We start from the raw sequence: 25,994 nt of genomic DNA on the forward strand, positions 1-25,994 counted from the left end.
AACCGCCCGGCCACCGGGGTGGTGGCCGGGCCGGGTCCATGCGCGAGGGGACCGGTTACGGCAGCGCCAGCATCCGCTCCAGGGCCAGCTTCGCGAAGGCCTCGGTCTCCTTGTCGACCTCGATGCGGTTGACCAGGGTGCCCTCGGCCAGGGACTCGAGGGCCCAGACCAGGTGCGGGAGGTCGATGCGGTTCATGGTCGAGCAGAAGCAGACCGTCTTGTCGAGGAAGACGATCTCCTTGTCCTCGGCGGCGAAACGGTTCGCCAGGCGGCGGACCAGGTTCAGCTCGGTGCCGATGGCCCACTTGGAGCCGGCCGGGGCCGCCTCCAGGGCCTTGATGATGTACTCGGTCGAGCCGACGTGGTCCGCGGCGGCGACGACCTCGTGCTTGCACTCGGGGTGCACCAGGACGTTCACGCCCGGTATGCGCTCGCGGACGTCGTTGACCGAGTCGAGGCTGAAGCGGCCGTGCACCGAGCAGTGACCCCGCCACAGGATCATCTTCGCGTCGCGCAGTTCCTCCGCCGTCAGCCCGCCGTTCGGCCGGTGCGGGTTGTAGACGACGCAGTCCTCCAGCGACATGCCCAGGTCCCGCACCGCGGTGTTGCGGCCGAGGTGCTGGTCGGGCAGGAACAGGACCTTCTCACCCTGCTCGAAGGCCCAGTTCAGGGCCCGCTCGGCGTTGGAGGAGGTGCAGATGGTGCCGCCGTGCTTGCCGGTGAACGCCTTGATGTCCGCCGACGAGTTCATGTACGACACGGGCACGACCTGCTCGGCGATCCCGGCCTCGGTCAGCACGTCCCAGCACTCGGCGACCTGCTCGGCGGTGGCCATGTCCGCCATGGAGCAGCCGGCCGCCAGGTCGGGCAGGACGACCTTCTGGTCGTCCGAGGTCAGGATGTCGGCCGACTCCGCCATGAAGTGCACACCGCAGAAGACGATGTACTCGGCCTCCGGGCGCGCCGCCGCGTCCTTGGCCAGCTTGAAGGAGTCGCCCGTGACGTCGGCGAACTGGATGACCTCGTCGCGCTGGTAGTGGTGACCGAGCACGAAGACCTTGTCGCCGAGCTTCTCCTTGGCCGCGCGGGCGCGGGCGACCAGGTCCGGGTCGGAGGGCGAGGGCAGATCGCCGGGGCACTCCACACCGCGCTCGCTCCTCGGGTCGGCCTCACGGCCGAGCAGCAGCAGGGCGAGGGGCGTCGGCTGAACGTCGAGCTCCTGGGCTTGGGCGGTGGTCACGACACGCACCCTTTCTACTTTGCGTCGACCCTTTTTCGTCGAACTGACGCTATATATCATAACCGGTTCACGTCACTTTGACGATGGCCATAGTGTCCGTGTGACGTGAATCCCGGTGGCCCGGACCGTTCGTCCCCGGCCGGGGGCCGACCGCCCCGGGCCGGCCGTCCACAGTCGTCGTCCACAGCCCCTGACCGCCGGCGGGGGCGTGTGCGAGCATGGGAGGCACCGAGGGCAAAGACTCGGTCCCGCCCGGAATGAATCCGCGGCTCCGTCGGTTGAATCCGTCGGCAAGCAGTCTCCGTACAACCCGGGAGAGATGTAGATGTCCGTATCGGACGAGACCACCACCGTCACCGACGGCATCGTCCTGACCGACGCCGCCGCGTCCAAGGTCAAGGCCCTGCTCGACCAGGAAGGCCGCGACGACCTGGCCCTGCGCGTCGCCGTCCAGCCCGGCGGCTGCTCCGGCCTGCGTTACCAGCTCTTCTTCGACGAGCGCTCGCTCGACGGCGACGTGGTGAAGGACTTCGGCGGCGTCAAGGTCACCACCGACCGCATGAGCGCCCCCTACCTCGGTGGCGCCACCATCGACTTCGTGGACACGATCGAGAAGCAGGGCTTCACGATCGACAACCCGAACGCGACGGGCTCCTGCGCCTGCGGCGACTCCTTCAGCTGACCGTCGGCGGGCCGGGCCGCGCGGACACCGCGCGGCGGCCGAGTGCGCGACAAGGGCGGTGGCCCGGGATTCGTCCCCGGACCACCGCCCTTCCGTCTGCCGGGCACGTCGTGGGTGTCACCGGCCCCCGGACGGAGCCGGCAGCCGTGCGCCCGGCTTGTGCGCCGGGACGTCCTGACCGTCCGAGCCGACGACCGTCCGGTCGCCGAGCGGCTTGTCGAGCGGCACCGTGCGCTCGTACTCCTTGGCGATCAGGATGCAGACCTTGTCGGGGTGCGGGGTCTCGGTCACCGTGACGGTCACCTTCCCGCCGCTCTCCTTCGCCTTCGCGTCGTAGTCGGAGCACACCCCGCCCGTGAAGTGCACGGTCAGCTCGCCGTCGGCGGCCGTGTAACCGCTCACCCGTACGTCACGAGGCTCCCCGGGCTTCGCGGTCGGCCCGTCGGACGGAGCGGGGGAGACAGGGGCTGAGGGGGAGGCGGGCGAGGCCGGGGCCGCCGTCGTCAGGTACTTCGGGTCGACTGCCGGGTACGTGACCGTGACGGCGTCGTCCGCGCCCGGCGCCCGCACCTCGAACAGCCAGGACGGCACCAGCGTCTGCCGCCCCCGCACCGGATGCGCGGCCAGCCCGAACACCGCGTCCTCGACGGTGGCGACCTGCTTCTTCCCCGCCCCGGGCTTCTCCGGCGCGCCGGTCGGCAGCGCGCAGGGCAGGTCCGCCCCGTCCTGATGCGGTACGGGACTCGCACAGCCGCCGATGCCACCGGCGCCCCCGGCCCCGGTACCGGCGCCCGGCGCGTTCAGCAGCGCCAGCGTCTTCCCGGCGTCCAGGACCGGATACGTGTCCCCCTTGACCGGGATCTTCACCTGCCCGCTGCCGCCGACCACCTCGCCCTGCGCGCTGACGACCACCCCGGTCGTCCAGCCGTACGTGGGCAGCCCGCCCACCTCCGGCGCCGCGTTCACCGCCCGCCGGGCGCCCATGACCTGGCTCGCGTCCAGCTTGGCGTCGTCCTGGCCCAGCGCCTTCAGCACCGGCGCCGCCGCCTTCTTCGCGGCCGTCTCGTCCACCGGGTTCCCATCGGCGGACGGCGTCTTGCACTCGGGGCCCTTCTTGCAGTTGTCCGTGCGGGGCGTGTAGCGGTGGAAGGTCCAGGTGCCCGGCGCCTGCCGGTCCACCGTGAGCAGCGGCCCGGAACCGTCCTGCGCGTTGCCCACCTTCCAGGCCCCGCCCTGGACCCGGGGCGCGCTCTCCAGCCCCAGCGCCTCGGCCAGCCGCGCCACCTCGGCCTCGGTGACGTCGCCCTTCGCCCGGTACACCGGCGCCGAGCCGGGCCCCTCGGGGAGCGGCCCGTCGGCGCGGTAGGTGACGCCGTACGGGTTGGGCTCGCCGGGCGCGATGCCGTTCGAGCCGCCCTCGGACGCCCCGTCGTGGTCGTCGAGGGGGAGCGGCGGGGGAGTGTCGCCGCCCGGAGCCGGGTCCGCCCCGGACGCCGTACCGCCGTCCGTGTCGTCCCCGGCGGCGGACGTGGCCAGGTAGGCGCCGCCGCCCCCCATGAGCAGCACGGCGGCGGCGACCGACGCGATCCCGACCGCCCGGGGGCGGCGCCGCGCGGGACGCCCGGTGCCGGCCTCGTCGTCGGCGACGGCGTCGTCGTTGTCGGGTCGCTCGGTGTTCACCGCATCGCTCCTTCAGCTGCTACTGGGGACAGCGATGGGACGCGGTGGGCCGGGATCCGGTTCCCGAGGACGCCGCACGCCACCCGGACGGACCCCGGAACCACCCGAACGGCCCCGAGCCACCCGAACGGCCCCCGAGCCGTCCGGCGGCGCTCAGTCGCCGTAGTCCGACATCGCCTCCAGCAGCCGGGCCGACGCCGGCGGCACCCGGACGCCGTGGATCAGGGCGAGCGGCACCGGTCGCGTGGAGGCGCCGGCCGGTGCCGACCAGCGCCGGGTCATCCGGGCGCAGTCACCGCGCAGCGAGGCCAGGTCGCCGTCCAGGTCGGCCGGGGCGGGGTCGGCGGTCCTCAAGTTCGTCATAACAGAACCGTAGGCACGCCCCGTCCCGCGAAGAAAGTTGTACTACCGGGTAGTTTCGCCTGCTTCAGCCTGGCGGCACCGCCGGGTAGCGTGAACCGTCAACCCGCCTCCCCTCAGGAGAGAGTCCACGCCGTGCGCATCGCAGTCACCGGCTCCATCGCCACCGACCACCTCATGACCTTCCCCGGTCGTTTCGCCGACCAGCTCGTCGCGGACCAGCTGCACACGGTCTCGCTCTCCTTCCTGGTCGACCAGCTGGACGTACGCCGGGGCGGCGTAGCGGCGAACATCGCCTTCGGCATGGGGCAGCTCGGCACCCGGCCGATCCTGGTCGGCGCGGCCGGCGCGGACTTCGACGAGTACCGGGCCTGGCTGGACCGGCACGGCGTCGACACCGGCTCGGTCCGCATCTCCGAGACCCTGCACACCGCGCGCTTCGTCTGCACCACCGACGCCGACCACAACCAGATCGGCTCCTTCTACACCGGCGCGATGAGCGAGGCCCGCCTCATCGAGCTGAAGACCGTCGCCGACCGCGTGGGCGGCCTCGACCTGGTCTCCATCGGCGCGGACGACCCGGAGGCGATGCTCCGGCACACCGAGGAGTGCCGGACCCGGTCCATCCCCTTCGCCGCCGACTTCTCCCAGCAGATCGCCCGGATGAACGGCGACGAGATCCGCATACTGCTGGACGGGGCGACCTACCTCTTCTCCAACGAGTACGAGAAGGGGCTCATCGAGACCAAGACCGGCTGGACGGACGAGGAGATCCTCGGCCGCGTCGGCCACCGCGTCACCACCCTCGGCGCGCGGGGCGTGCGCATCGAGCGGGCCGGCGAGGCGACCATCGAGGTCGGCGTCCCCGACGAGGAGCGCAAGGCCGACCCCACGGGCGTCGGCGACGCCTTCCGTGCGGGGTTCCTGTCGGGACTGGCGTGGGGGGTCCCGCTCGAGCGGGCCGCGCAGGTCGGGTGCATGCTGGCGACGCTCGTCATCGAGACGGTGGGGACGCAGGAGTACCAGCTGCGGCGCGGGCACTTCATGGAGCGGTTCACGAAGGCGTACGGGGACGAGGCCGCGGGGGAGGTCCAGGCGCACCTGGGCTGATTTTCGGGGGCGACTATTCGGTTGCCTCGCGGGGCACGCTGTCGTGTGCGGGTGCGTGGGGGCCGGTCGCGCCTACGCGGCGGAGCCGCACATCGACACAGCCCCGCGCCCCTTCTCGGCGTCAGCTGGTCCGGCGGATCAAGTAGGCCGTTCCCTTTTCCGCCGGTTCCTCGCCCGCGTACTCCTGGCCCCGCATCTCGCACCATGCCGGGATGTCCAGGCGGGCCGCCTCGTCGTCGGAGAGGACGCGGACGGTGCCGCCGACGGGGACGTCGCCGATGACCTTGGCCAGTTCGATCACCGGAATGGGGCAGCGCCGGCCCAGCGCGTCCACGACGAGGTCGGGGCCGGCCGTGCGGACGGTCTCCGTCGCGGCCGGCGCCCCCAGCTTCTCGCGCACCGCGGCCACCGTGCCCGGCAGCACCTCCAGGAACCGCTCGACGTCCTCGGCCCGGACCCCCGGCGGCAGCGACACCCGGACGTTGCCCTCGCTGAGGACGCCCATCGCCCGCAGGACGTGGCTCGGCGTCAGCGTGCTGCTCGTGCAGGACGATCCGGACGACACGGAGAAACCGGCACGGTCCAGCTCGTGCAGCAAGGTCTCCCCATCGACATAGAGACACGAGAAGGTGACCACCCCGGGCAGCCGGCGGGCCGGGTCGCCGACCACCTCCACGTCCGGCACCAGGGCCGGCACCCGGGCCCGGATCCGCTCCGTCAGCTCCCGCAGCCGGGCCGCCTCCGCCGCCGCCTCGGCCCGCACCGCCCGCAGCGACGCCGCCGCGGCCACGATCGCCGGCAGGTTCTCGAAACCGGGCGCCCGCCCCGACTCCCGCTCGTCCCCGGGCCCTTGCGGTGCGAACCGGACGCCCTTGCGCACGGCGAGCAGCCCCACCCCCGAGGGCCCGCCCCACTTGTGGGCGCTGCCCGCGAGCAAGGACCAGCCGCCCTCGACCCGCCCCCAGGCCAGTGACTGGGCCGCGTCCACCAGCAGCGGCACACCCGCCGCCCGGCAGACCTCCGCCACCGCCGTCACCGGCTGCTCGGTGCCCACCTCGTGGTTGGCCGACTGGAGACACGCCAGCGCCGTGTCCTCACGCAGGGCGGCCGCGTACGCCGCCGGATCCACCGCGCCCGTCCGGTCCACGCCCACCTGCGTGAGAACCCCGCCGTCGGCCTCGTGCACCTCGGCCGCATGCAGGACGGAGGAGTGTTCGACGGCTGACACGATCAGGTGGCGTCCGACGCGCCGCCGCCCGGCCAGCGCCCCCGCCGCCCCTGAATGCACCGCCCGTGTCCCCGAAGGAGTGAACACCAACTCGTCCGGCCGGCACCCCACACACTCGGCCGCCGCCTCCCGAGCGGCATCCAGCAACAACCGCGCCCGCCGCCCTTCCCGGTACAGCCGAGCAGGATCGGCCCACCCCTCGTCAAGAGACGCCAACAGCGCCTGCCGGGCAACGGGATGAAGGGGAGCGGCAGAAGCTGCGTCGAAGTAGGCCACGGGTCAACGCTAGAACGCCGGGGACGGGAGCGCCCCGTCAGGGGCGCGGGGCTGTGACATGTGCGGCTCCGCCGCGCGGGCGCGACAAGCCACGACGCACCGTCAGCCGCCCACGAAACCGCACCTCCCCGTCCCGTAGGCGCCCCCATCCCACCCTTAAAGAGTGACCCCCGGCGCGTATGGCACCCTCCCCGCGACCCCCCGGAGGGCGTCGGCTAGGGTTTGGTCCGCATAAACATCAAACCCCTGCCCGACGCAGGGCGGCGACCGACCAGCGAGAAGGCAGGCCGCAGCCAACCGCGCGGGCGAGACTCTCGGGAAGGCGCTACGTGAGTCCCAACGGCTCCGACCGCTCGCCGCGGCGCCCGATGCGGCGGAAGCTGCTGCAGGCACTGACCGCGGGCCTGGTCCTGGCGACCGCCACCGGTTGCACATACGAGGACTTCCCCCGCCTCGGCATGCCCACCCCCACCACGGAAGAGGCTCCGCGGATCCTCTCCCTGTGGCAGGGCTCATGGGCAGCCGCGCTGGCCACCGGCGTGCTGGTGTGGGGCCTGATCCTGTGGAGTGTCTTCTTCCACCGGCGCAGCCGCACCAAGGTCGAGGTCCCTCCACAGACCAGGTACAACCTGCCCATCGAGGCGCTGTACACCATGGTTCCGCTCGTCATCGTCTCGGTGTTGTTCTACTTCACCGCACGCGACGAGTCCGATCTCATGAGCCTCAACAAGAAGCCCGACCTCACGGTCAACGTGGTCGGCTTCCAGTGGAGCTGGTGCTTCAACCACATCGAGGACGTCCCGGGCTCCACCGGCGACGCCAAGACCTCCAAGGAACTGGCCGGCATCCCGGACCGGTTCGTCGAGGACTTCCCGGCCAACGCCGGCGGTGTCTACGACTGCGGTACCCCCGGCACGCGGAATCCGCAGACCAACAACCCGGGCCCGACCCTCTGGCTCCCCAAGGGCAAGACGGTCCGCTTCGTCCTGACCTCGCGTGACGTCATCCACTCCTTCTGGGTGGTGCCGTTCCTCATGAAGCAGGACGTGATTCCGGGCCACACCAACGCCTTCGAGGTCACCCCCAACAAGGAGGGGACCTTCCTGGGCAAGTGCGCCGAGCTGTGCGGCGTGGACCACTCCCGGATGCTGTTCAACGTCAAGGTCGTCTCCCCGGAGCGCTACGAGCAGCACCTCCAGGACCTCGCGAAGAAGGGGCAGACCGGTTACGTTCCCGCGGGCATCGCTCAGACGAGCCACGAGAAGAACCGGGAGACGAACAACCTGTGAGCATCCTCAACGAACCCCAGGGTGCCTCGGCAGCGGAGGACTCGTACGAGAACGAGCTGCCGGTACGGCGCAAGCAGCCCGGCAACGTCGTGATCAAGTGGCTCACGACCACTGACCACAAGACGATCGGCACGATGTACCTGGTGACGTCGTTCGCGTTCTTCGTGATCGGCGGCGTGATGGCGCTCTTCATGCGCGCCGAGCTGGCCCGGCCTGGTCTTCAGATCATGTCGAACGAGCAGTTCAACCAGGCGTTCACGATGCACGGCACGATCATGCTGCTGATGTTCGCGACGCCGCTGTTCGCGGGCTTCGCGAACTGGATCATGCCGCTTCAGATCGGCGCGCCGGACGTGGCGTTCCCGCGGCTGAACATGTTCGCCTACTGGCTGTACCTGTTCGGCTCGACCATCGCGGTGGGCGGGTTCCTGACGCCGCAGGGTGCGGCCGACTTCGGCTGGTTCGCCTACAGCCCGCTGTCCGACGCGGTGCACTCGCCCGGTATCGGCGGTGACCTGTGGATCATGGGTCTGGCCTTCTCCGGCTTCGGCACCATCCTCGGCTCGGTCAACTTCATCACCACGATCATCTGCATGCGCGCGCCCGGCATGACCATGTTCCGCATGCCGATCTTCACCTGGAACGTGCTGCTGACCGGTGTGCTGGTCCTGCTGGCCTTCCCGGTGCTGGCCGCGGCCCTGTTCGCGCTGGAGGCCGACCGCAAGTTCGGGGCCCACATCTTCGACTCGTCCAACGGCGGGGCGTTGTTGTGGCAGCACTTGTTCTGGTTCTTCGGGCATCCAGAGGTGTACATCATCGCGCTGCCGTTCTTCGGCATCGTCAGTGAGATCATCCCGGTCTTCTCCCGCAAGCCGATCTTCGGCTACATGGGTCTGATCGGCGCGACGATCGCGATCGCGGGTCTGTCGGTGACGGTGTGGGCCCACCACATGTACGTCACGGGCGGCGTGCTGTTGCCGTTCTTCTCCTTCATGACCTTCCTGATCGCGGTTCCGACCGGTGTGAAGTTCTTCAACTGGATCGGCACCATGTGGAAGGGCTCGTTGTCCTTCGAGACACCGATGCTGTGGTCCACCGGCTTCCTGATCACCTTCCTCTTCGGTGGTCTGACCGGTGTCATCCTGGCCTCGCCGCCGCTGGACTTCCACGTCTCGGACTCGTACTTCGTGGTGGCGCACTTCCACTACGTGGTGTTCGGCACCGTGGTGTTCGCGATGTTCGCCGGCTTCCACTTCTGGTGGCCGAAGTTCACCGGCAAGATGCTGGACGAACGCCTCGGCAAGATCACGTTCTGGACGCTGTTCATCGGCTTCCACGGCACCTTCCTGGTCCAGCACTGGCTGGGCGCCGAGGGCATGCCGCGCCGCTACGCCGACTACCTGGCGGCGGACGGCTTCACCGCCCTGAACACGATCTCGACGATCAGCTCGTTCCTGCTCGGCATGTCGCTGCTGCCGTTCTTCTACAACATCTGGAAGACGGCCAAGTACGGCAAGAAGATCGAGGTGGACGACCCGTGGGGTTACGGCCGCTCCCTGGAGTGGGCGACCTCCTGCCCGCCGCCGCGGCACAACTTCCTCACGCTGCCGCGCATCCGCAGTGAATCCCCCGCCTTCGACCTGCACTACCCCGAGATCGCCGCGATCGACCAGCTGGAGAACGTCGGTCACGGTGAGAAGGCCCTCGCCGGTGGCAAGGAGGCCGGGAAGTGAAGATCCAGGGCAAGATTTTCATCTGGCTGAGCGTCTTCCTGCTGGCCGTGGCGATCGTCTACGGCTACTGGTCGAAGGAGCCGGCGGGTACCACGGCGCTCTTCCTGGCCTTCGGCCTGGCGATCATGGTCGGCTTCTACCTCGCCTTCACGGCGCGGCGGGTCGACGCGGGCGCGCAGGACAACACCGAGGCCGACGTCGCGGACGAGGCCGGCGAGGTCGGGTTCTTCAGCCCGCACAGCTGGCAGCCGCTGGCGCTCGCCATCGGTGGCGCGTTCGCCTTCCTGGGCATCGCCCTCGGCTGGTGGCTGGTGTACTTCTCGGCACCGATCCTGCTGATCGGCCTGTTCGGCTGGGTCTTCGAGTACTACCGCGGTGAGAACCGCACCCAGTAGCACGCGCCGAGCGACAAGGGGCCCGGACACTCCGTCAGGAGCGTCCGGGCCCCTTCGTCTGCCGTACCGCCGCTCACTCTTCCGGCTTATCCACCGTGCCGCCGTTGACGTCTCTCCCTAGCGTGGGCTCATGAGCAACACGGTTCACTTCCAGGCGCGGGGGCGTACGGCCGTCGGCTGCACCCTGCTGGTGATCGCCCTCGGCGTGAGCGTCACCGCCTGCAGCGGCGGCGACGACAACCCCCTGTCCGCCACCCCCTACGACGCGGCCGGCCAGATCTCCTTCAACGGCCCCACGGACGCCGGGAAGAAGGCCGACCCGGACAAACCCCTGGAGGTGGTCGCCGAGGGCGCCGACGGGCGCATCACGGACGTCACGGCCGTCGACACGACCGGACGCCACGTCGCGGGCGAGCTGTCCGCCGACGGCGCCCGCTGGCACAGCACCTCACCCCTGGCCGCCAACGCCAGCTACACGGTGCGGGTCAGCACCGAGGACGGCGACGGGGCGCCCGGCCGCAAGGTGCTCACCTTCGAGACCGGGAAGCCCGGGGCCAAGAAGGCCCTGGACGTCGTCTTCGGGCCCAAGGCGGGCGCGTACGGCGTCGGCCAGCCCATCACGGCGGAACTGAGCCAGCCGGTCCAGGACCCGGCCCAGCGGGCCATAGTGGAGCGCGCCCTGAAGGTGGACTCCACGCCCGCGGTGAAGGGCGCCTGGTACTGGGTGGACGACAAGAAGCTCCACTACCGGCCCGAGGACTACTGGCCCGCCCACGCGACCATCAAGGTCCACAGCACCCTCGACGGCATCAAGATCGGCGACCGGATGTGGGGCGGCAAGGCCAAGCCCCTGAAGATCACCACGGACGACCGCGTCGTGGCCGTCACCGACGCCGCCGCGCACACGCTGACGCTCTACAAGGACGGCGAAGAGGTCCGGCAGGTCCCGGTCACCTCGGGCAAGCCCGGCTTCGAGACCCGCAACGGGGTCAAGGTCGTCCTCGGCAAGGAATCCTTCGTACGCATGCGCAGCAGCACCGTCGGCATCGCCGAGGGCTCCTCGGAGTCGTACGACCTGCCGGTCTACTGGGCCACCCGGGTGACCTGGAGCGGCGAGTACGTGCACGCCGCCCCCTGGTCCGTCGGCTCCCAGGGCATCGCCAACGTCAGCCACGGCTGCGTCGGCATGAGCACCGACAACGCGGAGTGGTTCTTCAACGCGGTCCAGGAGGGCGACGTCGTCGAGGTCGTCAACTCGGACGGCGAAACGATGGAGCCCTTCGGCAACGGCTTCGGCGACTGGAACATGGACTGGACGAAGTGGCGCACGGGCAGCGCCCTGACGGGCACCGCGGGCGCGTCGGACAATCAGGAGACGGCAAGGCTGCGACCGACGGCGGTGTAGTGCCCCGAAAGGGGCGCGGGGCTGTGTCGACATGCGGCTCCGCCGCGTGGGCGCGAACAACCATGACGGCGCCGCACCCGCCAAAGCCACCCGCACCCCCGAGCTGGAAGGCGCCCCTAAACCCCCTGCAGCCGCTTCTCCCGCAGCAGCGCGGCCAGCGCCGAGGCGAACTCCACCGGCTCCACCGGCAGCGTCACAGCCGCCTCCGCGCGGCTCCAGGTCGCCAGCCACGCGTCCTGCGGCCGCGCGATGAGCACCAGCACCGGCGGGCACTGGAAGACCTCGTCCTTGATCTGCCGGCACACGCCCATGCCCCCCATGGGCACGGCCTCGCCGTCCAGGACGCAGACGTCGATCCCGCCCCTGTCCAGCTCCTTGAGTACCGCGGCCGGGGTCGCGCACTCCACGAACTCGACCACGGGCACGTCCGGGGCCGGCCGGCGGCCGGTCGCGAGCCGCACCTGTTCGCGGGTGTTGGAGTCGTCGCTGTAGACCAGCACCGTGGCGGTCGCCTGCATGCTTCCTCCGATACGCGGTGAGACCGGTGAAGGCTGTCGTAGCCCGTTGGGGCGGATGCTACTCCCTCGAACGCCCCGTCAGCACGGGTTCGGACAGGCCTTCGACAGGCCTCCGACGGGCCGTTCGATGGGCCATCCGGGCCGTACGAGCAGGGGGAACACACCGAACGGCACCCCCCGGGGTGAGGGCGGGATAAGCGACCGACATAATGTCGGTCGTGGCGACAGCAACGACAGTAGAAACCGGGCACGCGCACCCGTCGGTCAACCGGCCGAACCTCACCAGCGTCGGAACCATCATCTGGTTGAGTTCCGAGCTGATGTTCTTCGCGGCCCTCTTCGCGATGTACTTCACCCTGCGATCGGTGACCGGCCCGGACTTCTGGTCCGAGAAGGCCGACGCGTTGAACATCCCGTTCTCCGCGACGAACACCACGATCCTGGTGCTCTCCTCCCTCACCTGCCAGCTCGGCGTGTTCGCGGCCGAGCGCGGTGACGTGAAGAAGCTCCGGATGTGGTTCATCGTCACCTTCGTGATGGGTGCGATCTTCATCGGCGGTCAGGTGTTCGAGTACACCGAGCTGGTCAAGCACGAGGGCATCTCGCTCTCGTCCGACCCGTACGGTTCGGCGTTCTACCTGACCACCGGCTTCCACGGACTGCACGTGACGGGCGGACTGATCGCCTTCCTGCTGGTCCTCGGCCGCACCTACGCGGCCCGGAGGTTCACCCACGAGCAGGCGACCGCCGCCATCGTCGTGTCCTATTACTGGCACTTCGTCGATGTGGTCTGGATCGGCCTGTTCGCCACGATCTACCTGATCAAGTAGTCGCGGCGCGCACCCGCGCAACACCAGAAGCATCGACAGCATCGACGCAGAAGATCCTGACACCGGGGTAATCCGTGAAAAAGCTCTCCGCACGACGACGCCATCCGCTGGCGGCACTCGTCGTCCTACTCCTCGCGCTGGCATGCACAGGGGGGCTGTACGCCGCGTTCGCACCCGCGAGCAAGGCGCAGGCCGATGAATCCGCCCAGTCCCTCGCCATCGACGAGGGCAAGAAGCTCTACGCCGTCGGCTGTGCCAGTTGCCACGGCACCGGAGGGCAGGGCACCACCGACGGCCCGAGCCTGGTCGGCGTGGGCGCCGCGGCCGTCGACTTCCAGGTGGGCACCGGCCGTATGCCGGCCCAGCAGCCCGGCGCGCAGGTCCCGAAGAAGAAGGTCATCTACTCCCAGGCGGAGATCGACCAGCTCGCGGCCTACATCGCCTCGCTGGGTGCCGGTCCGGCCGTCCCCTCGGAGGAGAAGTACGGTCCGGAGGGTGCGGACATCGCCAAGGGCGGTGAGCTGTTCCGCACCAACTGCGCGCAGTGCCACAACTTCACCGGCAAGGGTGGCGCCCTGACGCACGGCAAGTACGCGCCGAGCCTCGAGGGTGTCAGCCCGAAGCACCTCTACGAGGCCATGCAGACCGGCCCGCAGAACATGCCCTCCTTCCCCGACACCACCCTGTCGGAGCAGAACAAGAAGGACATCATCGCCTACCTGGACGCGGTCAACAGTGACGACACCGTGGACCCGGGCGGTCTGTCGCTCGGCGGCCTCGGGCCGGTCAGTGAAGGCCTGTTCGGCTGGATCTTCGGCCTGGGCGCCTGCATCGCCGTCGCCGTGTGGGTCGCCGCTCGGACCGCAAAGGCCAAGAAGTCATGAGTAGCCAAGACATTCCAGAAGAGAACCTGCCCGCTGAGCAGGGCGGCACGCACGTGCCGAAGCCCGCGGACGACAAGAACCCGTTCGCGGACCCGGGGCTGCCGCCCCACGAGCACCGGATCCAGGACGTCGACGAGCGGGCCGCCAAGCGGTCCGAGCGCGCGGTCGCCCTGCTGTTCACGGTGTCCATGCTGGCCACCATCGGCTTCATCGCCTCGTTCGTCGCGATCCCGCAGGACAAGTCGATCTACGTCTTCCCGATCGGGCACATCAGCGCGATGAACTTCGCGCTGGGCCTGACCCTGGGCGTGGCGCTGTTCACCATCGGCGCGGGCGCCGTCCACTGGGCGCGCACCCTGATGTCCGACGAGGAGGTCGCCGACGAGCGGCACCCGATCGAGGCCGACCCCGAGACCCGTGCGAAGGTCCACGCGGACTTCAAGCAGGGCGCCAAGGAGTCGGTGATCGGCCGGCGCAAGCTGATCCGCAACACGATGCTGGGCGCGCTCACGCTGGTGCCGCTCTCCGGCGTCGTCCTGCTGCGCGACCTCGGCCCGCTGCCCGGAACGAAGCTCCGCCACACGCTGTGGTCCAAGGGCAAGCTGCTCGTCAACATGAACACGAACGAGCCGATGCGCCCGTCGGACATCGGGATCGGTTCCCTCACCTTCGCCAAGCCCGAGGGCCTGGAGGAGGACGACCACGGCTTCCAGAACGAGATCGCCAAGGCGGCCCTGATGATCATCCGGCTGGAGCCGGACTCCATCAAGGACAAGCGCGAGCTCGAGTGGTCGCACGAGGGCATCGTGGCGTACTCGAAGATCTGCACCCACGTCGGTTGCCCGATCTCGCTGTACGAGCAGCAGACGCACCACGCGCTCTGCCCCTGCCACCAGTCCACCTTCGACCTTGCCGACGGCGCCCGGGTCATCTTCGGTCCCGCCGGTCACCCGCTGCCGCAGCTGCGCATCGGTGTGAACGACGAGGGGTATCTCGAGGCGCTCAGCGACTTCGACGAGCCCGTCGGTCCTGCATTCTGGGAGCGCGGATGAGTACTGCAGCCAACGACGCACCCCGCTCTCGCGGGAAGGCACCGGCCGGCGAACGTGTCGCCGACTGGGCCGACGGCCGGCTGGGGATCTACTCCCTGGCCAAGGCCAACATGCGCAAGATCTTCCCCGACCACTGGTCGTTCATGCTGGGTGAGGTCTGCCTCTACAGCTTCATCATCATCATCCTCACGGGTGTGTACCTGACGCTGTTCTTCCACCCGTCGATGAACGAGGTCACGTACCACGGCTCGTACGTCCCCATGCAGGGACAGCTGATGAGTGAGGCGTACAAGTCGACGCTCGACATCAGCTTCGACGTGCGTGGCGGTCTGCTGATCCGGCAGATCCACCACTGGGCCGCGATCATCTTCCTCGCCGGCATGTTCGTGCACATGATGCGCGTCTTCTTCACCGGCGCGTTCCGCAAGCCGCGTGAGATCAACTGGCTGTTCGGCTTCCTGCTGTTCGTCCTCGGCATGTTCACCGGTTTCACCGGTTACTCGCTCCCGGACGACCTGCTCTCCGGCACCGGTGTCCGCTTCACCCAGGGCGCGATCCTGTCGATGCCGATCGTCGGCACCTACATCTCGATGTTCCTGTTCGGCGGGGAGTTCCCCGGGACCGACTTCGTCGCCCGGTTCTACTCGATCCACATCCTGCTGCTGCCGGGCATCATGCTCGGGCTCGTGGTCGGCCACCTGATCCTGGTCTTCTACCACAAGCACACGCAGTTCGCGGGTCCCGGCAAGACCAACAAGAACGTCGTCGGCATGCCGCTGCTGCCGGTGTACATGGCGAAGGCGGGCGGCTTCTTCTTCCTGGTCTTCGGTGTCATCGCGGCGGTCGCCGGCATCGTGTCGGTCAACCCGATCTGGGCCATCGGCCCCTACCGTCCGGACCAGGTGTCGACCGGCGCCCAGCCCGACTGGTACATGGGCTTCGCCGAGGGTCTGGTCCGTGCCATGCCGGGCTGGGAGATCAACTTCTGGGGTCACACACTGGTCCTCGGTGTGCTCATCCCGCTGGTGATCTTCGGTGTCTTCCTGGCGCTCATCGCCGTCTACCCGTTCATCGAGTCGTGGGTGACCGGGGACAAGCGCGAGCACCACATCCTGGACCGGCCGCGCAACGCGCCGACCCGTACGGCCTTCGGCGTCGCCTGGGTCACCGCGTACATGATCATGCTGATCGGTGGTGGCAACGACATCGTCGCCACGCACTTCCACCTGTCGATCAACGCGGTCACCTGGTTCGTGCGGATCGGGTTCTTCCTCGGTCCGGTCCTCGCGTTCGTCGTCACCAAGCGGATCTGCCTCGGCCTCCAGCGCCGGGACAAGGAGAAGGTGCTGCACGGCCGCGAGTCGGGCATCATCAAGCGCCTGCCGCACGGTGAGTTCATCGAGGTCCACGAGCCGCTCAGCCAGGAGCAGCTGCACACGCTCACCGCGCACGAGCAGTACGAGCCGGCCGAGATCGGCCCCACGGTCGACGAGAACGGCGTCGAGCGCAAGGTGAAGGGCAGCGAGAAGCTCCGCGCCAAGCTCAGCGGCGCCTACTTCGGCGAGGAGTCGCAGATTCCCAAGCCGACCGTCGAGGAGTACAAGGAGATCACGAGCGGCCACGGCCACCACTGACCCTCCAGCGTCGCCACACCACGATCGAAGGGCCCCGTCCGTTCCGCGGACGGGGCCCTTCGACCGTGTCCGGGCTGGATAGGGTGGAAGCGCGATCCACCGTCCACCACTTCTCACGACACACACGATTCAGGAGCGGCTCATGAGCGCTGTGACCCCCGCTGGAGGCGACACCGCGGCGGGCCGCTCCTGGCCCGCCCTGCTGAACGGACTGCTGGACGGCCGCGACCTGTCCGCGGACGAGACCGCCTGGGCGCTGGACGTCATCATGCGCGGCGAGGCGACCGACGCGCAGATCGCCGCTTTCGCGGTGGCTCTCAGATCCAAGGGGGAGACCGTCGAGGAGATCTCCGGTCTGGTCCGCACGATGTACGACCACGCCAGGGTGATCGAGGTGCCGGGGGAGACCGTCGACATCGTCGGCACCGGCGGCGACGGCGCCAAGACGGTCAACATCTCCACCATGTCGGCGATCGTCGTGGCCGGTACGGGGGCCAAGGTCGTCAAGCACGGCAGCCGTGCCGCCTCCTCCGCGTCCGGCGCCTCCGACGTCCTGGAGAAGCTCGGGGTCAATCTGGAGCTGACGCCGAAGCGGGTGGCGGAGGTCGCCGAGGAGGCCGGCATCACCTTCTGCTTCGCGGTGAAGTTCCACCCGGCCCTGCGCCACGTCGCGACGGCCCGCGGCCAGCTCGGCATCCGCACGGTGTTCAACTTCCTGGGCCCGCTGACCAACCCCGCCCGGGTGAGGGCCCAGGCGATCGGGGTCGCCGACGCCCGGATGGCGCCGATCATCGCCGGTGTCTTCGCGGAGCGCGGCCACTCCTCCCTGGTCTTCCGCGGCGACGACGGCCTCGACGAGCTGACCACGACCGCCACCTCCCGGGTCTGGGTCGTGCGGGACGGCCGGGTGACCGAGGAGTCCTTCGACCCGCGCGACGTCGGCCTCGACCTGGTGCCGGTCGAGGCGCTGCGCGGCGCCGACGCCTCCTACAACGCCGACGTCGCCCGCCGCCTGCTGGCCGGCGAGACGGGCCCCGTACGGGACGCGGTGCTGCTGAACTCGGCGGCGGCCCTGGTGGCCCTGGAGCAGGGCGCGGGACCGCTGGCCGGACGGATCAGGGCCGGGATGGACCGCGCGGCCGAGGCGATCGACTCGGGCGCCGCCAAGCAGGTCCTCGACCGCTGGGTGGCCGCCAGCCACAGCTGAGCGGTGCGTGTGACGTGCGTCCCGCGATCCGGACCCGGGTTGCGGGACGCCGATCACTTCCCCTAAGTTTTTCGACAGGTCATGAGTGACAGTCATGAGGCCCCGGCCGACTGTCCGGCAACCCTCCGTCCGTGGCGGGGTGCCCCGGGTGAAGACCAGGTCGTGGACAGCAAGGTCCACGGCAAGCGCGGACCCCTCGCACGCTTTTGAGAAGTGTGGGGCCAGGGGTCCTGGTCGTCCGAGGGAGTCTCCCGTGAACCAGCGAATGCGATAGGGCCGCGAGCCCCGCCTCCGCGCACCTTCTTTCTTCTCTTCACGGCGCGTCGCTCCGCGCCGGTTCTCACGGGAGTCCGTCATGTCCGCAGTCGCCCCTGCCTCCGCCACCGCTGCCTCCGCCACCGCTGTCGCCGCCCCGCTGCCCGTCCTCGGCCGGGACGTCACCGTGCCGCTCGTCACCGGTGGGGAGGTCACGTACGCCGCGCTCGACTACGCCGCCAGCGCGCCCGCGCTCCAGCGGGTGTGGGACGACGTGGCCGCCTACGCCCCCTACTACGGCAGTGTCCACCGCGGTGCCGGGTACCTGTCGCAGCTGTCGACCGACCTGTTCGAGAACGCCCGCGAGACCGTCGCCGGGTTCCTCGGCTGCCGGGACGACGACCAGGTCGTCTTCACCCGGTCCACCACCGACTCCCTCAACCTGCTCGCCGCCGTGCTGCCCGCCGGGAGCCGGGTCTTCGTCTTCGAGACCGAGCACCACGCCTCGCTGCTGCCCTGGCGCGAGGCGGACGTGACGTACCTGGACGCCCCGCGCACCCCCGCGCAGGCCGTCGAGACCCTGGAGCGGGCCCTGGTCGCCCGTGAGCCGTACGGGCCCGCCCTGGTCTGTGTGACCGGCGCCTCCAACGTCACCGGAGAGCTGTGGCCGGTGCGTGAACTGGCCGCCGCGGCGCACGCGCACGGCGCCCGGATCGTGCTGGACGCCGCCCAGCTCGCCCCGCACCACCCGGTCTCGGTGACCGACCTGGACGTGGACTGGGTCGCCTTCTCCGGGCACAAGCTGTACGCCCCCTTCGGCTCCGGCGTGCTGGCCGGGCGCGCCGACTGGCTGCGCGAGGCCGAGCCGTACCTCGCCGGCGGCGGCGCCAGCCGCAGGGTCGGGCGGCGTGCCGACGGCGGGGTGGACGTCGAGTGGCACGACAGCGCCGCCCGGCACGAGGCCGGCTCGCCCAACGTCATCGGCGCCCACGCCGTCGCCTCCGCCTGCAAGGCGCTCACGGAGGCCGGGTTCGACACGCTGGTCGCCCGCGAGGAGCACCTGATCCGGACGGTGCGGGAAGGCCTTGCCGACGTCCCCGAGGTGCGGATCCTCTCCCTCTTCGGCGACGACGCGCCGCGCGTCGGGGTGCTCTCCTTCGTCGTGGACGGCTGGAACAGCTCGCACTTCGCCGCGGCCCTCTCCGCCGAGTACGGCATCGGCGTGCGCGACGGCCTCTTCTGCGCCCACCCGCTGCTGCGCACCCTGCTCGGCAGCGACCCGCAGGCGCAGGGCGAGTGCGGCGCCCCCGAGGCGGCCCCCGGGGAGAAGTCCCTCAACGCCGTCCGGGTGAGCTTCGGCGCGGGCACCCCGGACGAGCACGTCGAGCGGTTCGTGAACGCCGTCAGGGACCTGGTGAGCGACGGCGCCCGGTGGAGCTACCGCACCGTGGACGGCCGGTGCGTGCCCGATACCGCCCCCGGTACCGCCACCGCCCCGGCCGCCGGCGCCTGAGCGGCACGGGCCGCCGGGCCGGGCAGCCGCGACCCCAGCAGGATCATCCGCAGCGCCCGTTCCGTGGCGTCCGTGAGGAGTTCCGAGGCCCGCAGCAGCGCGTCCGCCAGAGCCATCGGCGCCGGCAGGATGCCGTGGCAGGCGTCCACCCCCGGCACCTCGTGCGCGCCCTCGCCGAGCGTGCCGGCCAGGGCGAGGACGGGCCGGCCGTGGAGCTTGGCGCGGCGGGCCACCTCGGCGGGGATCTTGCCGCGCGGCGTCTGGTGGTCCAGGGCACCCTCCGCGGTGAGGACCAGGTCGGCGCGGGCCAGCCGGGCGTCCAGGTCGAGGTGGTCGAGGAGCACGTCGAAGCGGGGCAGCAGCCGGGCCCCGACTGCCGCGAGACCCGCGCCGAGCCCGCCGGAGGCACCGGTGCCGGGGCCGTGGCGCAGGTCGGCACCGGTGACCCCGAGGTCGCGGACGACGACGCGCGCCCAGTTCTCCAGGCCGGCCGACAACTGCTCGACCTGCGCGGGCGTCGCCCCCTTCTGCGGGCCGAACACCCGGGCCACGCCGCGCTCTCCGCACAGCACGTTGAACGGGTTGCAGGCGACGAGCAGCTCGGTGTCCCTCAGCCGGGCGTCCAGGCCGGACGGGTCGATGCGGGCGAGGCGGCTCAGCTCCCCGCCGCCGTGCGGGAGTTCGTGGCCGTCCGCGTCGAGGAGTCGGGCCCCGAGGGCCTGGAGCGCGCCGGCGCCCCCGTCCGACGTACCGGAGTCGCCGCAGCCCACGAGGACGCGTCGCACACCGGTGTCGAGTGCGGCCCGGATCAGCTCGCCGACCCCGTACGTGGTCGTGGCGCCGGGGTCGCGCAGGGCACGCGGGACCAGGGACAGCCCCGCGACGGCCGCCATCTCCACCACCGCCGTGTCCCCGGCGCCGAGCAGCGCGAAGTGGGTGCCGACGGGCTCGCCGACCGGGCCGGTGGCGGCCAGCGCGACCAGCCGTCCGCCGGTCGCCGAGGCCAGCGCGACGGCCGTCCCCTCGCCGCCGTCCACCAGCGGGACGCGGTCGATCTCGGCGTCCGGCAGGACCCGGCGGACGCCCGCCGCGATGGCGTCGGCGGCGGCCTGGGCGGACAGGGACTCCTTGAAGCCACTGGGGGCCACGACGACACGGTTCAGTACGGAGGACATGCGAGCTCCTTCAACGGGTCACGGGTACGCCGAGCAGCGGCCAGACGGCGGTGGCGAAGAACAGGACGAGCGCGGCGGTCAGCGGCGCCAGGACGGCGGACAGCCGCAGCAGGTCGCGCGGGGTGTAGGTGGGGACGCCGGGGACGTCGGAGAAGAGCGTGACCGGCTTGGCGGAGGCCGGCAGCGTGTGGCAGAAGCCGGCCGCCGCCGTGGACGCGAGCGCGGCGGTGACCGGATTGACCCCGGCGCCCACGGCCGCCGCGACGACCAGCGGGACCAGGACCGAGGAGCGGGCCGAGCGGGACTGGAGGACCAGGTGGGCCGCCGTGCTCACCGCCACCACGACCCCGAGGAAGACGGCAGGGCCGACGTGCCCGGGCAGCCCCGACACCAGCCACCGCGCGGCACCGGAGTCGGCGAGCGCGACGCCCATCGCCATGGTCGCCGCCATGAACAGCAGCAGCGACCACGGCACGGTCTTCAGCGCGTCCTTGAGCCCCACGGTGCCCAGGGCGGGGGAGGAGGCGACGACCGCGCCGATCAGTGCCACGACCGCGGGCGACACGTGGTGCAGCGGCTCGCTGCACCACAGGGCCACCACCGTGGCCAGGAGCAGCGCGCAGCGCTTCTCCGCCTGCGTCCACGGTCCGGTGACCGGGCGGTCGCTGTGCCGCTGGATCTCCTCTGCGGTGATGTGGACGGAACCCTCGCGGTCCGCCCGCCGCGTGGTCGTCAGCAGGACCGCCTCGGCGGCGAGGTGGGAGGAGGTCACGGCCAGCGGCAGACCGAGCAGCAGCCACTGGGTGAAGCCGATCCGGTCCCCGGTCGCCTCCCACAGCACCGACACCGTGATCAGATGCGCGCCCGCACCGATCAGGGTCGCCACCGCCGACAGCAGGATCACGGTCGGGAAGAGCAGCGCCAGCATCACGACCAGTCGTCTCCGGTCCGCGAGGGCCTTGGCGAGGGCGAGGAACACGGGCAGCGCGAGCGCCGCCCGGCCGGAGGTGGCCGGCACCGCGAACGCCGTGACGACGAGCGCGGCCGTCGTCAGGTGCGTCAACTGCCGTACGGTGCGCGCCCCGCCGACCAGGAAGGCCGCCGCCCGCCCCGCGAGCCCGGTCCGGGCCACCGCCGCGGCCAGCACGAACGCGCAGATCAGCAGCCACACCGTGGCGTCGCCGAGGGTGCCGAAGAGGGTGTCGCTGCTGATCACGCCGGTCGCCGTCAGCGCGAGTCCGGCGCCCAGCGCGATGTACGTGTCGTCGATCGGCGTACCGATCCAGGCGCAGGTGGCCAGCGCGAACACCGCGAGGGTGAGGCGCGCGTCACCGCCCAGGGCGGGGAAGTTGGCGGGGACCGCCAGCAGCGCGCACAGGGACAGCGCCGCACACAGGGCCGCCGCCAGGCGGAGGTTCAACGTCACGCCCTCGAGGGTTCTCCCGGGCGGTGAGTCCTCAATGAGCCCGACATGAAGGAAACTTCACACCAAATCCGGTTCTCCCGCCGTTCACCCCGGCAGCCGGTACCCCATGCCTCGCACCGTCTCCACCCGCTGCGCCCCCAGCTTCTTGCGCAGCGCCCGCACATAGACGTCCACGATGTTGGAGCCCGGGTCGAAGTCGTAGCCCCACACGTGGGACAGGATCTGCTCCCGCGACAGGACCTGCCCCGGATGCCGCAGGAACAGTTCGAGCAGCACGAACTCACGGGCCGTCAGGTCCACCGTCCGCTGTCCGGCACGGGCCCGGCGGGTGCGCAGGTCCAGGGAGAGGTCGCCGGACCGCAGCACCGTCACCTCGGGCGCCCTGGCCGCCGTACGCAGCCGCAGCCGTACCCGGGCGAGCAGCTCCTCGAAGCGGAACGGTTTGGTCATCCAGTCGTCGGCGCCACCCTCCAGGCCGGCCACCGTGTCCCGTACGGAGTCCCTGGCGGTCAGCACGATCACCGGGGTCGTCACCCGGGACTCGCGCAGTTCGCGCAGGACCGTGAAGCCGTCCCGGCCGGGCAGCCCGATGTCCAGGACGACCAGGTCGAACCGGCCGGTGAGGGCGTACTCGTAGGCGGCGTCGCCGTCGGCGACCGCGGTGGTGGTGAAGCCGTTGGCGCGCAGGCCCTTCTCGACGAAGGAGGCGATGCGGTCCTCGTCCTCGACGATGAGGATGCGGTTCATGGTCGTGCCTCTTCCAGAGTGAGTACGAAGGTGGCCCCGCCGCCCTCCGTGGGGTGCAGGCCGACCCGGCCGCCGTGGCCCTCGGCGATGGCCCGCACGATGGACAGCCCGAGCCCGGCGCCGGTGCCGCGCACCCCGCGCCGTGCGGTGCCGCGCCGGAACCGCTCGAAGATCACCTCGGCGTCCTGCGGCTGGACGCCGGGTCCCGAGTCGGCGACGTACAGCTCGATGCGCGGGCCGTCGGCGCGGGACCCCATGCGGATCCGCTGTCCCGCCGTGGTGTGCTGCACGGCGTTCTGCGCCAGCTGCACCATGGCCTGGGTGATGCGCTGGGGGTCGAGAAGGACCTCCCGGTCGGCGACCCCGTCCAGCACCCACTCCCGGTCGCCCAGGGTGCGGGCCTTGACGTAGACGTCGGCGGTCAGTTCGGCGAGCTGGACCGGCTCGGGGGTGACGAAGTCGGGGCGTTCGGCCTTGGCGAGCAGCAGCAGGTCCTCGACGATGCGGCTCATCCGGTCCAGTTCGTCGGTGACGAGGCGGACGGTCTCCTCGCGCTCCGCCGGATCGTCGCCCATCAGCTCCAGGTGGCCGCGCACGATGGTGATCGGGGTGCGCAGTTCGTGGCCCGCGTCGTCGACGAACCGGCGCTGGGTGGCGAAGGCGCGCTCCAGGCGGTCCAGCATCGCGTTGAAGGTCTCGGCGAGCGCCGCCACGTCGTCGCGGCCGTGCACCGGGATGCGCCGGGTCAGGTCCTGCTCGGTGAGCTGGGCGGCGGTCGTGCGCACCAGCCGTACCGGTTTCAGGATGCGGCCCGCCACCACCCAGGCGATGCCGGTCGTCATCAGCAGGGCGACGCCGGAGATGGCGAGCAGGACACGGAACACCTCGTCGGCGCGGGCCTGTTCGCGCCCCGGGTGGAAGGCGACCACGAACGCGGCCGCCGGTTCGCCGCCGTAGCGGGCCACGGTGACCTTGGCCCAGCGGATCTCGCCCTCGGGCCGGTCCAGGGTGCCGGAGGAGTCGGGGGAGGCGTAGATGCGGCGCCGGGCGTCGGCGTCCTCGTGCAGGGGACGGTCGACCGGGATCTCCCGCTGCTGGATGATCTGCGTGGGCCTGCGGCTGCCGACCTCGCCGACCAGCCCGACCAGCTCCTCGTCCAGGTCGGCGTACTGCCGCTCCAGGAAGACCCGCAGCAGCCGCCCCGGGTCGGTGAACGGGCGGCCGGTCTCCGGGTCGAAGCCCTGCTCCTCGAAGTTGGCGAACTCGCCGGCCTCCTGCGCGAGCAGGCCGCTGATCCGCTGGTCGGTGTCGCGCAGCAGGATCGAGCGGGTGGTCGCCGCGACCGAGGCCAGCGCGACCGCCATCACGAGCAGCAGCCACAGCAGGATGCGGACCCGGGCCGAGACCCGGCGGCGCTCGCGCTCACCCGTCGCCGGGGCCGTCGTCGGCGTCCTGGCCCCGGTCGTCGTCATCGTCGTCATCCGAAGGGCCGTCGGTGACCGGCGGCCGCGTCACCACCTGGTCGCTGGGCGTCGGCTCGGGCGAGGAGGACGTCGGCGCCGGGGTGGGGGAGCCGCTCTCCAGCTCCACCTTGGCCGGGACCTTGGGCTCCTGCGGGTTGTCGGTCAGGGCGAAACTGGTCGCGGCGATGCCGAGGGGGATCAGGACGACGGCCGCGAGGGCCGCCATGCGGCGGGAGAAGACCATGGGGTGGATTCTGCGCGAGGTTTCCGGCGGGCCGGATGAGTCCTGGATGAAGGACCCTTCATGTCAGTCGGCGGATTGCTGCGGGTCCGCTGTGGCTGGTCGCGCCCACGCGGCGGAGCCGCACATTCGATACAGCCCCGCGCCCCTGAAGGGCACGCCCCTTCGGGGCGCTTCCCGCTCGGGGCGATCAGTTGTCCAGGCCGATCGCGAACGCCGCTTCCAGGTCGTGCTGGGAGTACGTGCGGAAGGCCACGTGGGTGTCGGTGCCCTCCACGCCGGGGATCTTGCTGATCCGGCCGGGGATGACGTCGGCCAGGTCCTCGTGCTTGCTCACCCGCACCATGGCGATCAGGTCGTAGGTGCCGGTGACGGAGAAGACCTCGCTGACGCTCTCCAGCGCGGCGATCTGCTCCGCGATCTCGGGAATGCGGTCCACGCTGGTCTTGATGAGGACGATCGCGCTGATCACGGCTGGTTCTCTCCCTCGGGCGCCGCCACTGGAACGCCACCAACTGTAGTCGTACGCCCGAACCGCACCCAGGCGAAGGCGAAGCCGAGACCGAATCCCACCAGGTGGGCGAGGTAGGCCACCCCCGGGCCGTCGCCGGCCCGCCCCGCCGCCAGCCACTGGAGGGAAACCCAGAACGGCAGCACGACCCAGGCCGGGAAGCGCAGCGGCAGGAAGAAGAGGAAGGGCAGCAGGCTGGTCACGCGGGCCCGCGGGAAGAGGAACAGGAAGGCGCCGAGGACCGCGGAGATCGCCCCCGAGGCGCCGACCAGGGACTCCTGGGAGTGGGCGTTGGCGCCCGCGTAGCCCACCAGGGCCAGGTAGCCGCAGCCGAGGTAGAACAGGGCGAACTGGAGCCGGCCCATCCGCTGCTCGGTCATCGCGCCGAAGACGTAGAGGAAGAGCATGTTGCCCAGCAGGTGCACCCAGCTGCCGTGGACGAACAGCGCCGTCGCCGGGGTGAGCGCCGAGCCGGGGGAGTCCTCGAACAGTTCTGCGGGGATCACGCCCCAGCGCCGGAAGTGGGCGCGCTGCGCCGCCAGCAGTTCCTCCCCGGTGCCGTACACCGGATTCAGGCCGGCCGCCGGGCTGAGCAGGAACAGCAGACAGCACAGCGTGATCAGCGTGTACGTCACGGGCGCCGCCCGGCGCCGGGACGGGCCGCCCGGGGCGGGCCTCCTGACCGCCGCGAGCGTTCTGCGGGCCGCCGTGCTCCAGTTGCGGATCATGAATACAGAGCATGACGTAACGGGCGCAACGGACCATAGCGCCTCGCCGCCGTGGACGCGCGGGCGTCGGGTACCCGCCAGGCCGTAGGGTTACGTGCCACACGCACCGGGGGAGCCCGGCGCGTCACCCACACTGGAAGAGAGCGAACAGCCACGATGACGGTTCCCCTGCCGACCGACACGACGCGGTGGCGCTGCACCCTCTGCGGCAACCTCACCCGCTTCGACGTGACCCGGGCCTCGAAGGTCGTCGAGTACGTGCACCTCGACCTGGCCGGCGAGCCGACGGTGGAGGAGCGCGAGGTGCTCAGTGAGACCGTCGAGTCGGTGCGGTGCCGCTGGTGCAACGCCGTGGACCAGGTGGAACTCGTGGACAGGCCGGATGCCGCCTCCTGAGCGGAGCGGCCCCGCA

25 protein-coding genes and 1 riboswitch are annotated in these 25,994 nt (G+C 70.8%); of the genes, 13 read left to right on the forward strand and 12 right to left on the reverse strand.

What is annotated here, in order from left to right; all coding sequences use genetic code 11:
* Positions 1 to 55 precede the first annotated feature (55 nt).
* Entirely contained in the window at positions 56 to 1,240 is a 1,185-nt protein-coding gene (gene nadA, locus OHA99_RS27225; RefSeq protein ID WP_153180232.1) for a quinolinate synthase NadA, read from the reverse strand.
* A gap of 325 nt (positions 1,241 to 1,565) precedes the next feature.
* Between nadA and OHA99_RS27230 the strand changes: the two genes are divergently transcribed.
* Positions 1,566 to 1,922 carry an iron-sulfur cluster assembly accessory protein gene (locus tag OHA99_RS27230; RefSeq protein WP_007448690.1) on the forward strand — a complete coding sequence of 119 codons (357 nt, stop codon included), beginning with the start codon at positions 1,566 to 1,568 and terminating at the stop codon, positions 1,920 to 1,922.
* A 117-nt stretch (positions 1,923 to 2,039) separates the two neighbouring features.
* On the opposite strand, the gene OHA99_RS27235 is transcribed toward OHA99_RS27230, so the two are convergent.
* Both OHA99_RS27235 and OHA99_RS27240 read right to left on the reverse strand, forming a co-directional pair.
* On the reverse strand, positions 2,040 to 3,602 hold the full coding sequence (locus OHA99_RS27235) for a hypothetical protein (RefSeq protein WP_153180234.1): 1,563 nt from the start codon (positions 3,600 to 3,602) through the stop codon (positions 2,040 to 2,042).
* A gap of 153 nt (positions 3,603 to 3,755) precedes the next feature.
* Positions 3,756 to 3,965, reverse strand: a complete 210-nt coding sequence (locus OHA99_RS27240; protein WP_153180235.1) for a hypothetical protein — start codon at positions 3,963 to 3,965, stop codon at positions 3,756 to 3,758.
* 132 nt (positions 3,966 to 4,097) lie between these two features.
* Here OHA99_RS27240 and OHA99_RS27245 point away from each other — a divergent pair, with 132 nt between their 5' ends.
* Positions 4,098 to 5,072 (forward strand): carbohydrate kinase family protein, encoded by a 975-nt coding sequence (locus OHA99_RS27245; protein ID WP_153180236.1) that lies wholly within the window; start codon positions 4,098 to 4,100, stop codon positions 5,070 to 5,072.
* A gap of 121 nt (positions 5,073 to 5,193) precedes the next feature.
* Here OHA99_RS27245 and OHA99_RS27250 read toward each other — a convergent pair whose 3' ends face one another.
* Positions 5,194 to 6,576: a cysteine desulfurase/sulfurtransferase TusA family protein gene (locus tag OHA99_RS27250; protein ID WP_405698264.1), complete on the reverse strand. Its 1,383-nt coding sequence runs from the start codon at positions 6,574 to 6,576 to the stop codon at positions 5,194 to 5,196.
* 329 nt (positions 6,577 to 6,905) lie between these two features.
* Here OHA99_RS27250 and coxB point away from each other — a divergent pair, with 329 nt between their 5' ends.
* From coxB to OHA99_RS27270, 4 genes are all read left to right on the forward strand, one after another.
* Entirely contained in the window at positions 6,906 to 7,865 is a 960-nt protein-coding gene (coxB, locus tag OHA99_RS27255; protein WP_061445190.1) for a cytochrome c oxidase subunit II, read from the forward strand.
* The gene (gene ctaD, locus OHA99_RS27260) at positions 7,862 to 9,598 is read left to right on the forward strand and encodes a cytochrome c oxidase subunit I (protein ID WP_153180238.1); all 1,737 of its coding nucleotides are present in this window, start codon (positions 7,862 to 7,864) and stop codon (positions 9,596 to 9,598) included. The genes coxB and ctaD overlap by 4 nt, the downstream gene beginning before the upstream one ends.
* Entirely contained in the window at positions 9,595 to 9,993 is a 399-nt protein-coding gene (locus OHA99_RS27265; RefSeq protein ID WP_153180239.1) for a cytochrome c oxidase subunit 4, read from the forward strand. Before ctaD ends, OHA99_RS27265 begins: the two co-directional genes overlap by 4 nt.
* A 130-nt stretch (positions 9,994 to 10,123) precedes the next feature.
* The gene (locus OHA99_RS27270; protein WP_405698265.1) at positions 10,124 to 11,398 is read left to right on the forward strand and encodes an Ig-like domain-containing protein; all 1,275 of its coding nucleotides are present in this window, start codon (positions 10,124 to 10,126) and stop codon (positions 11,396 to 11,398) included.
* Positions 11,399 to 11,514: 116 nt separating this feature from the next.
* Here OHA99_RS27270 and OHA99_RS27275 read toward each other — a convergent pair whose 3' ends face one another.
* Complete coding sequence (locus tag OHA99_RS27275; RefSeq protein WP_153180241.1) at positions 11,515 to 11,916, reverse strand: response regulator transcription factor; 402 nt, start codon at positions 11,914 to 11,916, stop codon at positions 11,515 to 11,517.
* Between the two features lie 209 nt (positions 11,917 to 12,125).
* On the opposite strand from OHA99_RS27275, the gene OHA99_RS27280 reads away from it, so the two are divergent.
* The 6 genes from OHA99_RS27280 (at position 12,126) to OHA99_RS27305 (ending at position 19,291) form a co-directional block, all read left to right on the forward strand.
* Entirely contained in the window at positions 12,126 to 12,746 is a 621-nt protein-coding gene (locus OHA99_RS27280) for a heme-copper oxidase subunit III (RefSeq protein ID WP_003976664.1), read from the forward strand.
* A 74-nt stretch (positions 12,747 to 12,820) separates the two neighbouring features.
* On the forward strand, positions 12,821 to 13,630 hold the full coding sequence (locus OHA99_RS27285; protein ID WP_153180242.1) for a c-type cytochrome: 810 nt from the start codon (positions 12,821 to 12,823) through the stop codon (positions 13,628 to 13,630).
* On the forward strand, positions 13,627 to 14,682 hold the full coding sequence (locus OHA99_RS27290) for a ubiquinol-cytochrome c reductase iron-sulfur subunit (protein ID WP_153180243.1): 1,056 nt from the start codon (positions 13,627 to 13,629) through the stop codon (positions 14,680 to 14,682). The genes OHA99_RS27285 and OHA99_RS27290 overlap by 4 nt, the downstream gene beginning before the upstream one ends.
* Positions 14,679 to 16,316 carry a cytochrome bc complex cytochrome b subunit gene (locus OHA99_RS27295; protein ID WP_153180244.1) on the forward strand — a complete coding sequence of 546 codons (1,638 nt, stop codon included), beginning with the start codon at positions 14,679 to 14,681 and terminating at the stop codon, positions 16,314 to 16,316. The genes OHA99_RS27290 and OHA99_RS27295 overlap by 4 nt, the downstream gene beginning before the upstream one ends.
* Positions 16,317 to 16,458: 142 nt before the next feature.
* A complete protein-coding gene (trpD, locus tag OHA99_RS27300; RefSeq protein WP_153180245.1) occupies positions 16,459 to 17,523 on the forward strand; it encodes an anthranilate phosphoribosyltransferase in 1,065 nt (354 codons plus the stop codon).
* Positions 17,524 to 17,600: 77 nt separating this feature from the next.
* A riboswitch (SAM riboswitch) is annotated at positions 17,601 to 17,717 on the forward strand.
* Positions 17,718 to 17,878: 161 nt separating this feature from the next.
* Positions 17,879 to 19,291 carry an aminotransferase class V-fold PLP-dependent enzyme gene (locus OHA99_RS27305; RefSeq protein ID WP_405698266.1) on the forward strand — a complete coding sequence of 471 codons (1,413 nt, stop codon included), beginning with the start codon at positions 17,879 to 17,881 and terminating at the stop codon, positions 19,289 to 19,291.
* Here OHA99_RS27305 and OHA99_RS27310 read toward each other — a convergent pair.
* The 7 genes from OHA99_RS27310 to OHA99_RS27340 form a co-directional block, all read right to left on the reverse strand.
* A complete protein-coding gene (locus OHA99_RS27310; RefSeq protein ID WP_405698267.1) occupies positions 19,216 to 20,466 on the reverse strand; it encodes a glycerate kinase in 1,251 nt (416 codons plus the stop codon). The two genes, OHA99_RS27305 and OHA99_RS27310, sit on opposite strands and share 76 nt — an antisense overlap.
* Positions 20,467 to 20,476: 10 nt before the next feature.
* Positions 20,477 to 21,892 (reverse strand): SLC13 family permease, encoded by a 1,416-nt coding sequence (locus tag OHA99_RS27315; protein WP_405698268.1) that lies wholly within the window; start codon positions 21,890 to 21,892, stop codon positions 20,477 to 20,479.
* Positions 21,893 to 21,976: 84 nt separating this feature from the next.
* Entirely contained in the window at positions 21,977 to 22,639 is a 663-nt protein-coding gene (locus OHA99_RS27320; protein WP_007448781.1) for a response regulator transcription factor, read from the reverse strand.
* Positions 22,636 to 24,003, reverse strand: a complete 1,368-nt coding sequence (locus OHA99_RS27325) for a HAMP domain-containing sensor histidine kinase (protein WP_153182012.1) — start codon at positions 24,001 to 24,003, stop codon at positions 22,636 to 22,638. The genes OHA99_RS27320 and OHA99_RS27325 overlap by 4 nt, the downstream gene beginning before the upstream one ends.
* Before the next feature lie 58 nt (positions 24,004 to 24,061).
* On the reverse strand, positions 24,062 to 24,346 hold the full coding sequence (locus tag OHA99_RS27330; protein ID WP_153180248.1) for a small secreted hydrophilic protein: 285 nt from the start codon (positions 24,344 to 24,346) through the stop codon (positions 24,062 to 24,064).
* A gap of 187 nt (positions 24,347 to 24,533) precedes the next feature.
* Positions 24,534 to 24,815: an Lrp/AsnC family transcriptional regulator gene (locus OHA99_RS27335; RefSeq protein ID WP_007448778.1), complete on the reverse strand. Its 282-nt coding sequence runs from the start codon at positions 24,813 to 24,815 to the stop codon at positions 24,534 to 24,536.
* Positions 24,812 to 25,582: a rhomboid family intramembrane serine protease gene (locus OHA99_RS27340; protein WP_153180249.1), complete on the reverse strand. Its 771-nt coding sequence runs from the start codon at positions 25,580 to 25,582 to the stop codon at positions 24,812 to 24,814. Before OHA99_RS27340 ends, OHA99_RS27335 begins: the two co-directional genes overlap by 4 nt.
* Before the next feature lie 156 nt (positions 25,583 to 25,738).
* On the opposite strand from OHA99_RS27340, the gene OHA99_RS27345 reads away from it, so the two are divergent.
* Complete coding sequence (locus tag OHA99_RS27345) at positions 25,739 to 25,978, forward strand: hypothetical protein (protein WP_007448755.1); 240 nt, start codon at positions 25,739 to 25,741, stop codon at positions 25,976 to 25,978.
* Positions 25,979 to 25,994 lie beyond the last annotated feature (16 nt).

This window comes from Streptomyces coelicoflavus (genome assembly GCF_045041415.1).
GTDB classification, from domain to species: Bacteria; Actinomycetota; Actinomycetes; order Streptomycetales; family Streptomycetaceae; genus Streptomyces; species Streptomyces coelicoflavus.

Bases quoted from the DNA above. Each gene is read 5' to 3' on its own strand.
- OHA99_RS27320 (WP_007448781.1), bottom strand. From the start codon at position 22,639: ATGAACCGCATCCTCATCGTCGAGGACGAGGACCGCATCGCCTCCTTC.
- OHA99_RS27340 (WP_153180249.1), bottom strand. From the start codon at position 25,582: ATGATCCGCAACTGGAGCACGGCGGCCCGCAGAACGCTCGCGGCGGTC.
- OHA99_RS27345 (WP_007448755.1), top strand. From the start codon at position 25,739: ATGACGGTTCCCCTGCCGACCGACACGACGCGGTGGCGCTGCACCCTC.
- OHA99_RS27305 (WP_405698266.1), top strand. From the start codon at position 17,879: ATGTCCGCAGTCGCCCCTGCCTCCGCCACCGCTGCCTCCGCCACCGCT.
- trpD (WP_153180245.1), top strand. From the start codon at position 16,459: ATGAGCGCTGTGACCCCCGCTGGAGGCGACACCGCGGCGGGCCGCTCC.
- OHA99_RS27270 (WP_405698265.1), top strand. From the start codon at position 10,124: ATGAGCAACACGGTTCACTTCCAGGCGCGGGGGCGTACGGCCGTCGGC.
- OHA99_RS27310 (WP_405698267.1), bottom strand. From the start codon at position 20,466: ATGTCCTCCGTACTGAACCGTGTCGTCGTGGCCCCCAGTGGCTTCAAG.
- OHA99_RS27240 (WP_153180235.1), bottom strand. From the start codon at position 3,965: ATGACGAACTTGAGGACCGCCGACCCCGCCCCGGCCGACCTGGACGGC.
- OHA99_RS27280 (WP_003976664.1), top strand. From the start codon at position 12,126: ATGTCGGTCGTGGCGACAGCAACGACAGTAGAAACCGGGCACGCGCAC.
- OHA99_RS27330 (WP_153180248.1), bottom strand. From the start codon at position 24,346: ATGGTCTTCTCCCGCCGCATGGCGGCCCTCGCGGCCGTCGTCCTGATC.
- OHA99_RS27290 (WP_153180243.1), top strand. From the start codon at position 13,627: ATGAGTAGCCAAGACATTCCAGAAGAGAACCTGCCCGCTGAGCAGGGC.
- OHA99_RS27230 (WP_007448690.1), top strand. From the start codon at position 1,566: ATGTCCGTATCGGACGAGACCACCACCGTCACCGACGGCATCGTCCTG.
- OHA99_RS27295 (WP_153180244.1), top strand. From the start codon at position 14,679: ATGAGTACTGCAGCCAACGACGCACCCCGCTCTCGCGGGAAGGCACCG.
- OHA99_RS27275 (WP_153180241.1), bottom strand. From the start codon at position 11,916: ATGCAGGCGACCGCCACGGTGCTGGTCTACAGCGACGACTCCAACACC.
- OHA99_RS27325 (WP_153182012.1), bottom strand. From the start codon at position 24,003: ATGGCGGTCGCGCTGGCCTCGGTCGCGGCGACCACCCGCTCGATCCTG.